The organism is Phenylobacterium sp., assembly GCF_030697925.1.
Lineage (GTDB): Bacteria > Pseudomonadota > Alphaproteobacteria > Caulobacterales > Caulobacteraceae > Phenylobacterium.
The window spans coordinates 48,797-59,197 of the sequence record NZ_JAUYOJ010000211.1; the positions used below are offsets into that span (position 1 = coordinate 48,797).

12 protein-coding genes and 2 tRNA genes are annotated in these 10,401 nt (G+C 68.6%); 6 read left to right on the forward strand and 8 right to left on the reverse strand.

All coding sequences use genetic code 11. The features are described from left to right. Positions 1 to 65 precede the first annotated feature (65 nt). A complete protein-coding gene (locus tag Q8Q88_RS20680; RefSeq protein WP_305677075.1) occupies positions 66 to 473 on the reverse strand; it encodes a DUF1761 domain-containing protein in 408 nt (135 codons plus the stop codon). 190 nt (positions 474 to 663) lie between these two features. On the opposite strand from Q8Q88_RS20680, the gene metG reads away from it, so the two are divergent. Next, positions 664 to 2,469, forward strand: a complete 1,806-nt coding sequence (gene metG / locus Q8Q88_RS20685) for a methionine--tRNA ligase (protein WP_305677076.1) — start codon at positions 664 to 666, stop codon at positions 2,467 to 2,469. A gap of 73 nt (positions 2,470 to 2,542) precedes the next feature. On the opposite strand, the gene Q8Q88_RS20690 is transcribed toward metG, so the two are convergent. After that, the gene (locus Q8Q88_RS20690) at positions 2,543 to 3,406 is read right to left on the reverse strand and encodes a PhzF family phenazine biosynthesis protein (protein WP_305677077.1); all 864 of its coding nucleotides are present in this window, start codon (positions 3,404 to 3,406) and stop codon (positions 2,543 to 2,545) included. A 65-nt stretch (positions 3,407 to 3,471) separates the two neighbouring features. Between Q8Q88_RS20690 and Q8Q88_RS20695 the strand changes: the two genes are divergently transcribed. Both Q8Q88_RS20695 and Q8Q88_RS20700 read left to right on the forward strand, forming a co-directional pair. Continuing rightward, positions 3,472 to 3,774, forward strand: coding sequence for a helix-turn-helix transcriptional regulator (locus tag Q8Q88_RS20695; RefSeq protein ID WP_305677078.1), 303 nt, complete (start codon positions 3,472 to 3,474; stop codon positions 3,772 to 3,774). A 20-nt stretch (positions 3,775 to 3,794) separates the two neighbouring features. Next, a complete protein-coding gene (locus tag Q8Q88_RS20700; protein ID WP_305677079.1) occupies positions 3,795 to 4,883 on the forward strand; it encodes an NADH:flavin oxidoreductase in 1,089 nt (362 codons plus the stop codon). On the opposite strand, the gene Q8Q88_RS20705 is transcribed toward Q8Q88_RS20700, so the two are convergent. The 6 genes from Q8Q88_RS20705 to rlmB all read right to left on the reverse strand — a co-directional run bounded on the left by Q8Q88_RS20705 (position 4,880) and on the right by rlmB (position 9,919). Next, a complete protein-coding gene (locus tag Q8Q88_RS20705) occupies positions 4,880 to 5,587 on the reverse strand; it encodes an EcsC family protein (RefSeq protein ID WP_305677080.1) in 708 nt (235 codons plus the stop codon). The genes Q8Q88_RS20700 and Q8Q88_RS20705 overlap by 4 nt on opposite strands. After that, the gene (locus Q8Q88_RS20710; RefSeq protein WP_305677081.1) at positions 5,584 to 6,507 is read right to left on the reverse strand and encodes an isopenicillin N synthase family oxygenase; all 924 of its coding nucleotides are present in this window, start codon (positions 6,505 to 6,507) and stop codon (positions 5,584 to 5,586) included. The genes Q8Q88_RS20705 and Q8Q88_RS20710 overlap by 4 nt, the downstream gene beginning before the upstream one ends. After that, on the reverse strand, positions 6,504 to 7,352 hold the full coding sequence (locus tag Q8Q88_RS20715) for a ribokinase (RefSeq protein WP_305677082.1): 849 nt from the start codon (positions 7,350 to 7,352) through the stop codon (positions 6,504 to 6,506). The genes Q8Q88_RS20710 and Q8Q88_RS20715 overlap by 4 nt, the downstream gene beginning before the upstream one ends. After that, positions 7,349 to 8,281 carry a nucleoside hydrolase gene (locus Q8Q88_RS20720; RefSeq protein WP_305677083.1) on the reverse strand — a complete coding sequence of 311 codons (933 nt, stop codon included), beginning with the start codon at positions 8,279 to 8,281 and terminating at the stop codon, positions 7,349 to 7,351. Before Q8Q88_RS20720 ends, Q8Q88_RS20715 begins: the two co-directional genes overlap by 4 nt. Before the next feature lie 43 nt (positions 8,282 to 8,324). Continuing rightward, positions 8,325 to 9,050, reverse strand: a complete 726-nt coding sequence (locus Q8Q88_RS20725) for a TerC family protein (RefSeq protein WP_305677084.1) — start codon at positions 9,048 to 9,050, stop codon at positions 8,325 to 8,327. A gap of 71 nt (positions 9,051 to 9,121) precedes the next feature. Next, a complete protein-coding gene (rlmB, locus tag Q8Q88_RS20730; protein WP_305677085.1) occupies positions 9,122 to 9,919 on the reverse strand; it encodes a 23S rRNA (guanosine(2251)-2'-O)-methyltransferase RlmB in 798 nt (265 codons plus the stop codon). A gap of 92 nt (positions 9,920 to 10,011) precedes the next feature. Between rlmB and Q8Q88_RS20735 the strand changes: the two genes are divergently transcribed. The 3 genes from Q8Q88_RS20735 to Q8Q88_RS20745 all read left to right on the forward strand — a co-directional run. Further along, positions 10,012 to 10,097 (forward strand) — tRNA-Tyr (locus Q8Q88_RS20735). A gap of 51 nt (positions 10,098 to 10,148) precedes the next feature. Continuing rightward, positions 10,149 to 10,222: transfer RNA gene (locus Q8Q88_RS20740), tRNA-Gly, on the forward strand. A 29-nt stretch (positions 10,223 to 10,251) separates the two neighbouring features. Beyond that, the coding region (locus Q8Q88_RS20745) for a GTP-binding protein (protein ID WP_305585402.1) at positions 10,252 to 10,401 on the forward strand (150 nt) is incomplete at its 3' end.

A 10,401-nucleotide genomic window follows, 5' to 3' on the forward strand; every position in this document is an offset into this window, starting at 1 on the left:
CATCCCCCGGATCGGTGGACTTTATAGGCGAGCCACGGCGGCGAATGAAAGCGCCGGGGACCCTGCTAAGCCGCCTTGGGCTTCATGAGCCCCAGGACGGCGCCCGCGAGCACGTAGGAGACCAGTTGGAAGCCCATATTGATCAGCACGAACTCGGCGCTGTGGCCGACATAGATGTACTCGACGGCCATGGTGGTGAAATTGAAGAAGAACCAGGCCGCCAGGGCGCCCAGCACCGCGGCCTGCAGCGAGGTCGCGCCCAGGTGGCGGAGCAGCCATGACAGGCCCAGCACGATGATGATCGTGTTCACCACGCCGAGGCTCATATTCACCGCGAAGTTGGACATGTCGGGCTCTTTGCCCAGGGCGGCCGTCCAACGCTCACCGAACAGCGGACCGTACCAAAGGAAGCCCAAGGCCTCGAGCAACACCACCGCCACGAGAACGGCGATCCAGTTGATACCTTTCAACATGCGTCTCTCCCTGTTGTTGCGGAGGCAGCCTGTTGTTTTCGTTGGCGAAGCGCCGCCTTCCGTAAGGGTAGATTGAAGCTTAACCATTCAAAAGGCCAGCGGCGATTGTGCCGGGCCTTGCGGCGAGCGCTTTGGCGAACCAGATGGGGCGCCCTATAAGCCGCCGCTCCTCCCCATTTCGAGAGACCTCATGTCCCGCATCCTGATCACCTCGGCCTTGCCCTACATCAACGGGATCAAGCACCTGGGGACTCTGGCGGGCTCCATGCTGCCGGCCGACGTCTATGCGCGGTTCCAGCGCTCGCGGGGCAATGAGACCCTCTATATCTGCGCCACCGACGAGCACGGCACCCCCACCGAGCTGGCCGCCGCCGAGGCCGGCCAGGATCCGGCCAGCTTCTGCGCCGAGCAGCACCAGGTGCAGCACGACCTGGGACGCAGGTTCGGCCTCTCCTGGGACCATTTCGGCCGCTCGTCCTCGCCGCAGAACCACCGGCTTACCCAGCGCTTCGCCCAGGGCCTCTGGGAGGCCGGCTTCATCGAGGAGCGGGTCACCCAGCAGGTCTATTCCAAGTTCGACAAGCGCTTCCTGCCCGACCGCTATGTGATCGGGACCTGCCCACACTGCGGCTACGGCGCGGCGCGCGGCGACCAGTGCGAGAACTGCACGCGGGTGCTGGACCCCGCCGATCTGATTAATCCGCGCTCGGCGATCTCCGGCTCGGAAGACATCGAGATCCGCGACTCCAAGCACCTGTTCCTGCGCCAGAGCCTGTTCTCCGACAAGCTGCGCGCCTGGATCGACGGCAAGAAGGGCGACTGGCCGCTGTTGGTCACCTCGATCGCGCTGAAGTGGCTGGACGAGGGCCTGCAGGACCGCGGCATCACCCGCGACCTGGAATGGGGCGTGCCGGTCAACGCCTTCGAGTGGGGTTCCAATCCCAAGGGCGAGCTGCCGGACATCGAAGGCCTGGCCGGCAAGGTCTTCTATGTCTGGTTCGACGCTCCCATCGAATATATCGCCGCCACCTGGGAATGGGCCGACGCCCAGGCCGCCGAGGCGGGCAGGGGCCCGGCGCCGGACTCCGACTGGGAGCGCTGGTGGCGCGGGCCCGCCGCGGCCGACGTCACCTATGTGGAGTTCATGGGCAAGGACAACGTGCCCTTCCACACCGTGGGCTTCCCCTGCACCCTGATCGGTTCCAACGAGCGGCTGGAGGCCGATGGCGCCTGGCGGCCGGCCAACAACGCCCCCTGGAAGCTGGTCGATCGGCTGAAGGGCTTCAACTGGCTCGACTATTACGGCGGCCGGTTCTCCACCTCGCAGCAGCGCGGGGTATTCATGGACCATGCCCTGGAGTTGCTGCCCCCCGACTACTGGCGCTGGTGGATCACCGCCAACACCCCGGAAAGCTCGGACGCCAGCTTCGTTTGGGAGCAGTTCCAAGCCCAGGTGAACGCCGACCTGGCCGACGTGCTGGGCAACTTCGTGAACCGCATCCTGAAATTCACCGAGACCCGCTTCGAGGGCGTGGTCCCCGAAGGCGGCGCGCCGGGCGAACTGGAACTCAAGCTACAGGCCGACGTGGCCGCCAAGCTGGCCGAGCTGACCGACAACCTCGACGCCATCGAGATGCGCAAGGCCTGCCAGTCGCTGCGTCAGCTCTGGGTGCTGGGCAACCAGTACCTGACCGAGGCCGCGCCCTGGACGGCGATCAAGACCGATCCGGAGCGGGCGGCCATGGCGGTGCGCATGGGCCTCAACCTGGTCGCCCTGTTCGCCAAGGTCTCGGAGCCCTTCATCCCCTTCGCCGCGGAGAAGATCGCGCTCGCCGTCGGCGAGCCGTTTCCGGGCGCCTGGCCGACGGGGAGCTCAGCCCTCGACATCCTGCCCGCCGGCCGCAAGGTCGCCGCGCCGGAGGTGCTGTTCAAGAAGGTCGAGAACGAACAGGTCACCGAATGGATCGCCCGCTTCGGCGGGGCCGAGGGGCAGTAGGGGGCGGGCGCTATCCGCCGCCGCCCAGAGCGAACCGGTCGCCCCAGCCGACCGAGCGGCTCGCGGCCGCCGCTCAGAGGGTCGCTTCGCCGCGCAGGACGGGGACGCAGCCGCCGCCGACCGTGGCCCTGACGCCATCGTCGGCGCGATGGGCGGTGGCGCGCAGGCGCGAGGGACGGCCCATCTCGACGCCCTGGACGATGTCCCAGGCGCCGCTCGCCTCGCCGGAGAGCGACAGCAGCAGCGCCGCCAGGGTGGCGTTGGCGCTGCCGGTGGCCGGATCCTCGACGGTGCCCGAGTTGGGCGCGAACATGCGCGCGCGGATACGATCCGCGTCCCGGGCGTAGAGGTGTAGTGAGAGCCGGTCGCCGAAGTCCGGATCGCCGTCGCCGGCCCGGCGGAAGGCGGCCAGGTCCGGCGCCGCGCGCGTCAGGGCCTCGCCCGTCACCTCGGCGAAGATGAAGTTCACGCCCACCGTGGCTTCGACCGGCCGGTGGTTGGAAACCAGGATGTCGCCGGGGGCGATGCCGGCGCAGGCGGCGGCGATGTCCACCGGAAGCTCAGCGCCCAGGGACAGCGGCCGGGGCGCGGCGATGGTGGCTCCGTTCTCCGTCACCGTCACCCCGACGATGCCGGCCGGAACCTCAAGCCGCAGGTCCGCGCCGTGGCCCATCTGGGAGAGCATCCAGCCGGTGCCGATGGTGGGGTGTCCGGCGAAGGGCATCTCCGCGGTGCGGTTGAAGATCTTCACCCGGGCGGTGTTGGCCGGATCTTCCGGCGGAAGGACGAAGGTGGTCTCCGACAGGTTCATCTCGGCGGCCAGGGACAGCATCTGGCCGTCGGTCAGGCCGCGAGCGTCGGTGAAGACGGCCAGGGGATTGCCACCGAACCGGGTGTCGGTGAACACATCGAGGGTGACGAAGGGATAGGCGGGCATCGGACATTCCGTCGCTGGGAGGCGACAAAGCTTGACATAACTTCGTCGATTGGCAAAGTCCCAAAATGGAGTTGGCCGACATCTTCCGCGCGCTCGCCAACGAGCGACGGCTGCAGATCCTGGAGTGGCTGAAGGACCCGGTGGGGAACTTCCCGCCGCAGGTCCACGGCGACCTGATCGCCGACGGGGTGTGCGGCGTCTGGCTGGCCGACAAGCTGGGCATCAGCCACCCGACCTTGAGCGAACACATGCGCGTCCTGATCCAGGCGGGCCTGGTGACGCCCACCAAGATCAAGCAATGGACATTCTACCGCCGCAACGACGCCCGTATCGCCGAAGTGACCAAGGCCATCGAGGCCGCCGTCTGAATTCTTCCCAGGAGACCGCCTTGTCCGATCTGTTCCAGCCGATGAGCTTCGCCCGCGGCCCGGCCATGAAGAACCGCTTCATGCTGGCGCCGCTGACCAACCTGCAGAGCCATCCGGATGGGCGGTTGTCGGACGATGAGTTCAAGTGGCTGACCATGAGGGCTGAGGGCGGGTTCGGCCTGACCATGACCTGCGCGGCCCATGTCCAGCGGATCGGCCAGGGCTTTCCGGGCCAGCTCGGGGTGTTCGGGGACGAGCACCTGGAGGGCCTGACCCGGCTGGCCGCGGCCATCAAGGCGGCCGGCAGCGTCGCGGTGGTCCAGCTACACCATGCCGGCATGCGCTCGCCCAAGGAGCTGATCGGCGAGGCGCCGGTCTGTCCGTCGGACGAGGCTGAGTTCGGCGCCCGGGCGCTCACCGAAGCCGAGGTGGCCCTGCTCATCGAGGACTTCATCGCCGCGGCGGTGCGCTCGGAGAAGGCGGGTTTCGACGGCGTCGAGCTGCATGGCGCCCACGGCTATGTGCTCTGCCAGTTCCTTTCGCCGGAGATCAACAAGCGCACGGACCGCTACGGCGGCTCGGCCGAGAACCGGGCGCGGATCATCCACGAGATCATCGACGGGGTGCGCGCCCGCTGCCGACCGGACTTCAACCTCGGCCTGCGCCTGTCGCCGGAACGATTCGGCCTGCAGCTCGCCGACATCGTCGACCTGGCCCGCCAGCTGATGGCGGAGGGCAAGATCGACTATCTGGACATGTCCCTGTGGGACCACAGGAAGGAGCCGGTGGAAGAGGCATTCCAGGGCCGCAGCCTGATGTCCTATTTCACCGACCTGCCGCGCGGGAACGTCCGCCTGGGCGCGGCCGGAAAGATCACCACCCCGGCCGAGGCCGCCGCCTGCCTGGCGGCCGGCGCCGACTTCGTCATAATCGGCCGCGCGGCCATCCTGCACCACGACTTCCCCAAGCAGGCGGCCGACGCCGCTTTCCGGCCGATCTCACTGCCGGTCACCCGCGAGCACCTTCGCGCCGAGGGCCTGGGCCCGGCCTTCCTCGACTACATGAACACCTGGAAGGGCTTCGTCATGCAGGAGACGCAGGACGCCTAACCGAAAATCCGCAGCCGATAGGCGTTCATCGCCGTCTCGCCCAGCTTGTCGATCAGGGCGTAGTTGACGATGGCGCCCACGGGCGCGCCGATGACGGGGATGAGCTGGGCGAGCTTGGCCAGGTCGATGTGGTCGCGATACTCCTGCTGGAACTTCCGCCAGTCGAAATCCTCCAACGAGACGGGGGTCGACCCCGTCCGCGTCATCGCCTCATAGATCGCGTGGCGGTGGCCGGGACTGGAGAAGGCCAGCTGGAAGATCTGCAGGATGTAGAGCCGCTCCGCCGGCCGGTCGCCGTAGTGGCCGTAGAGCGCGGCGATATCGAACAGCAGCTTGATCTTCAGCCCGATCAGGGCCGGGAAGTCGACCGCCGCCAGCAGGAAGCCGCCCGCGCCGGCCGCCCCGCCTTCGGCCGCCGCCGTCGTGCGGTAGAATGCGATCTTCTCCCGGACCAGGGCCTCACGCTCGGCCAGGCTCGCCCCCTGCATCGGCTCGGGCGTGGTGATGTCGGCGCCGGTCATGATGCCCCGGGTCATCTGCTCGATGACCCCGGTGATCGCCAGATGGATCTTCTCAGGGATGGCGCGGTTGATCCGGCCCTGCACCGCGCGGGCGGCCTCGCCTAGGACGCCTGGCTTCTTCAGGATCTTCCGCTTCCAGGCCGCCAGCTCGGCGCGGGCCTGGACCTCGTAGGCCTCGCTCACCTGGCCAGGCCGATGGCTTTCAGCCGCTCGTCGAGGAATTCGCCGGCGGTGATCGGTGGGAACTTCGCCCCTTCGCCGACGCAGGAGGGCAGGACTTCCAGCGACGTGGCCGATGTCGGATGCATGAAGAACGGCATCGAATAGCGGCTGACGTTCGGTCCCTCCGGATTGACCACCCGGTGGGTCGTGGACGGGATCACCCCATTGGTCAGGCGCTGCAGCATGTCGCCGCTATCGACGATCAGGTTGCTCTGGGCGGTCTCCACCGGCAGCCAGGTCCCGTCGCGGTCCAGCAGTTGCAGGCCCGCCCCCTTGGCCGCCACCAGGATGGTGATGAAGTTGATGTCCTCGTGCGCCGCCGAGCGGACGCATTCGGGGTCCGCGTCGTCGGGGATCGGCGGATAGTGCAGCACCCGCAGGATCGAGGTCCCATCGGTCACCAGCGGACCGAAATAGTCGTCCGCCACGCCGAGCTTGGGGGCCAGCGCCCGCAGCAGCAGGCGGCCGGTCTCGTCCAGGCCCGCGAACAGGGCCGCGAAGGTCGCCTTGAACTCGGGCGCGCCGTCCGGCCAGACATTAGGGGGCAGCTCCTCGGCCAGGTCGGGGCGCGGCTCGCGGCCGATCTGCCAGAACTCCTTGAGGTCGGCGTGGGGATTGTCCTTGGCGTGCTCCACCCCGAACGGCGTGTAGCCGCGCAAGCCCTTGGCGTATCGGCGCTTCTCCGCCTCCGGCAGGGCGAAGACCTGTTCGGCCAGGCCATAGGCCCGGCTCAGCAGCTCCACCGGGACGTTGTGGTCCTTCAGGATGACGAAGCCGTAATCCTTCAAGCCGGCCATCAGTTGGTCGGAGAACCGCGCGCGCTCGGCGGCGTCGCCATGGGTGAAGGCCTTCAGGCTGAGTTCGGGGACGTGGCGGGTCATAGCAGGGCCTCGACCTCGGAGCGAAGGGGCAGGGAGGGCTGGGCGCCGGCCCGGGTGGTTGCGAGCGCTCCGGCCGCGCAGGCGAAGGCGAGGGCGTCGCGCAACGGACGCTCCTCCAGCAGGGCCAGGGTCAGCGCAGCCACGAAGGTGTCGCCGGCGCCGGTGGTGTCGACCACCTCGACCCTGGGCGGGGTCGCCGAGGCCAGCAGTTCGGCTCCGCGCCGCAGCTCCGCCCCACGCGACCCGAGGGTCACCGCTACCAGGCCGCGCGCTTGATGGAGTTGGTCGCCGTAGAAGGCGGCCTCGGTCTCATTGACGACGATCAGGTCGGCGCGCTGGAGGAGGGCGTCCGGGATGCCCGCGGCCGGGGCGAGGTTCAGGCAGACGAAGCCCTCGGCCTCCGCGACCGCCTTCTCCACTGTGGCGAGCGGAATCTCCAATTGGCAGATCAGGGCCCCAACCGGCAGCGGGCCCAGACGCTCGGGGGTGAAGGCGGCGTTGGCGCCGGACGCCACGACGATCTGGTTCTCGCCGGTTTCCGAGACCGCGATCAGGGCGACCCCGGTCGGCGCCTCTGGGTCCCACGCGACACCGGACAGGTCGACCCCGCCCGCCGCCAGCATCGCCAGGGCCTCGTCGGCCATGGCGTCCTCTCCGACCCGGGCGATGAGGGCGACGACGGCGCCCAGCCGCTGAGCTGCCAAGGCCTGGTTGGCGCCCTTGCCGCCGGGATGGCGCGCGAGAACCGCGCCGGTCACCGTCTCGCCCGGCGCCGGCAGGGTCTTGCCTGTGGCGACCAGGTCCAGGTTCACCGAACCGACGACGGTGATAGCGGGCCCGGTCATTGGCCGGCGAGCCGTTGGTTCAGCAGGTCGAAGACCCCGTCGGCGTCGACCTCGGTCACCCATTGGATCGTGGCCGCGCCCGGATCGGCCAGGCGAAAGTCCACGGCGGTGTGGCCCAGCGTCAGGGCCGAGCCGGTCTCGACCTCCAGCTTGCAGGGCCGGGCGGTGAACAGCTGGGGCGCCAGGATGTAGGCGATGACGCAGGGGTCGTGCAGCGGCGCGCTCTTGCCACCCACGATGTCGCGCTCGATGCCGTTGGAGAAATCGATGACCTCGGCCGCCGCCTGGGCCGCGGGCGTGGCGAGGGCGCGGAGGGCGGCGACCCGTTCGGCGGTGGCGCGCACCTGGTGGGTGGCGTCCAGGCCCAGGACCACGCAGCGGCAGCCCGAGGCGAACACCACCTGGGCCGCGTGCGGGTCGGCATAGATGTTGTACTCGGCCGAGGCGGTGATGTTGCCGCCCTCGGTGCGGGCCCCGCCCATGACCACGACCTGGGCCAGGCGGCCGACGATCGCCGGCTCGCGGATGAAGGCGAGCGCCACATTGGTCATCGGCCCGGTGACGGCCAGGGTCACGCCGCCGGCGGCCTGTGCCATCACGGTCTGGATGATGACGTCGGCGGCGTGGCCCGGCGCCAGCGGCGCGGCGGGTTCGAACACCGTCAGGTCGCCCAGGCCGGATTCGCCGTGAAAATGGTCGGCCTCGACCGGCGGGCGGAAGAGGGGGCGTGCGGCGCCGGCATGGACGGGTACGTCCTCCCGGCCGGCGATCTGACGGATGATCCGGGCGTTGCGGGCGGTGAGATCCGCGCCGACATTGCCGCCCACGGTGGTCACCGCGAGAATCTCGAGATCACGCGAGGCGAAGGCCAGGAAGAGCGCGACGGCGTCGTCGACGCCCGGATCACAATCGATGATGAGCTTTGTCACCGACCCATTGTCGAGGAATTCGACCCCCGACCGCAAGCTGAAGCTAGTGGTCGGCGGGCGCCTTGGGCCGGATGTCCATGAAATCGGGGACGATGGCGTTATAGGCCGCGGTCTGGCCCAGGTCGCGGACCACGTCCTGGTGCCCCTCCCACATCATGTGCAGGGCTACGTAGAGCACGATGGCCAGGCCGACATAACCGATCCAGCGATAGCGGTGCAGCAGGCGGGCGATGAAGCTGGCGGCCATGCCCATCAGGGCGATGGAGAGCAACAGGCCGAACACCAGGATGGCGGGGTGTTCGCGCGCTGCGCCGGCCACCGCCAGGACATTGTCCAGCGACATGGAGACGTCAGCAACAAGGATCTGGATAAAGGCGGCCTTGAAGGTCTTGGGCTGCTTGGCGGCCATGGCGGCGGAGGGTTCGGTGGACGGGTCGTCGTCCATGGCCGCCTCGGCGGCGGCCTCCTCGGGCTCGGCCTGCTCCTTCAGCTCCCGCCACATCTTCCAGCAGACCCAGAGCAGTAGCAGGCCGCCCGCAAACAGCAGGCCGACAATGCCCAGCAGTTGGGTGGTGATCAGCGCGAAGCCGATCCGCATGGTCACCGCCGCGGCCAGGCCCCAGAGGATGGCCTTGCGGCGCTGATCGGTCGGCAGGGCGGCGGCGGCCAGGCCAACGGCCACGGCGTTGTCGCCGGCCAGGACCAGGTCGATCATCAGGACTGAAAGGAAGGCGGTGAAGGCGCCGGGTGCGAACAGGGTTTCCAACATCGCGCCCTGAATGCGACAGCCGGCCGACCTCCGCAACCGCCTACGGGGGCGGATCGACGAAAATTCCCGCCCTAGCCTCGGGTACGGGCCGCCTCGTAGAGCGCCACCGCCGCCGCGGCCGACACATTGAGGCTTTCGAAGCCGCCGGGCATGTCGATCCGGGCCAGGTCGTCGCAGTGCTCGGCCACCAGCCGGCGCAGACCTTCTCCCTCGGAGCCCAGCACCAGCACGGTGGGGGTTCCGTCGAGCGCCTGTTCCAGGGTCTTGTCCGCCCCGCCCGCCAGGCCCACCGCCCGCCAGCCCAGCTCGGCCAGCTCTTCCAGGGCCCGCGAGAGGTTGATCACCCGCGCCGAGGGGATCATGTCCACCGCCCCGGCCGCGGCCTTGGCGAGCGCCCCGGCCAACTTGGGCGCGTGGCGGTCCTGCAGGATCACGCCGCTGGCTCCGAAGGCCGCGGCCGAGCGCAGGATGGCGCCGACGTTCTGCGGATCGGTCACCTGGTCCAGCATCAGCAGCACGGCGCCGGGCCTGGGTTCGAAGGCGTCCAGGCCCCAGGCCTGGAGGTGCGGGATGCGCAGCGCCACCCCCTGGTGGACGGCCCCGGCGGGCAGGTTGTTACCGATCGCCTGGGGGTCGAGGGTCTCCAGGATCTTCTGGCGGCCGAATCTCTGCTCGATCTCCTTGGCCCGTTCGGCGGTGGCCAGAAGGCGCATCGGATGCTCGCGGGCGGTGTTGGCCAGGGCCGCGCTTACCGCGTGCCAGCCCCACAGCCAGTCGTCGGAGACGTTGTCGGGCTTGCGGTTGAAGGGTCTGGGGCCGCCCTTCTTGCCCGCCTTCCAGGGCGCGTTGCGTTCGCGGGATGAGGACACTATAAGACGCGCTCCAAATTGGGGGCCGGACGGTTCCTTCGCTCACGCGACGGAACTTTTGTCCAGGCTTTCGATGTGGTTCCGAGCGCGCTGGGGGAATGTCCCGAGTGGCAAAGGGGGGGGACTGTAAATCCCCTGGCGTACGCCTTCGTAGGTTCGAGTCCTACTTCCCCCACCACGCCTCGGAGCGAATTGTTCAAGGAGACTGGCGCGACGCCGCGCATCTTCGGCGGGTATAGCACAATGGTAGTGCAGCAGCCTTCCAAGCTGAATATGCGGGTTCGATTCCCGCTACCCGCTCCAACCAAACCTCAAACGCCGGCAGGACCCCGATGGCCAAGGAAAAGTTCGAACGCAACAAGCCGCATTGCAACATCGGCACGATTGGTCACGTTGACCATGGCAAGACGACGCTGACGGCGGCGATCACGTTTACGCTGGCGAAGACGGGCGGGGCCAAGTCGATGGCCTATGCGGACATT

Bases quoted from the DNA above. Each gene is read 5' to 3' on its own strand.
- Q8Q88_RS20680 (WP_305677075.1), bottom strand. From the start codon at position 473: ATGTTGAAAGGTATCAACTGGATCGCCGTTCTCGTGGCGGTGGTGTTG.
- Q8Q88_RS20710 (WP_305677081.1), bottom strand. From the start codon at position 6,507: ATGACCCGCCACGTCCCCGAACTCAGCCTGAAGGCCTTCACCCATGGC.
- metG (WP_305677076.1), top strand. From the start codon at position 664: ATGTCCCGCATCCTGATCACCTCGGCCTTGCCCTACATCAACGGGATC.
- Q8Q88_RS20725 (WP_305677084.1), bottom strand. From the start codon at position 9,050: ATGTTGGAAACCCTGTTCGCACCCGGCGCCTTCACCGCCTTCCTTTCA.
- Q8Q88_RS20715 (WP_305677082.1), bottom strand. From the start codon at position 7,352: ATGACCGGGCCCGCTATCACCGTCGTCGGTTCGGTGAACCTGGACCTG.
- Q8Q88_RS20695 (WP_305677078.1), top strand. From the start codon at position 3,472: ATGGAGTTGGCCGACATCTTCCGCGCGCTCGCCAACGAGCGACGGCTG.
- Q8Q88_RS20690 (WP_305677077.1), bottom strand. From the start codon at position 3,406: ATGCCCGCCTATCCCTTCGTCACCCTCGATGTGTTCACCGACACCCGG.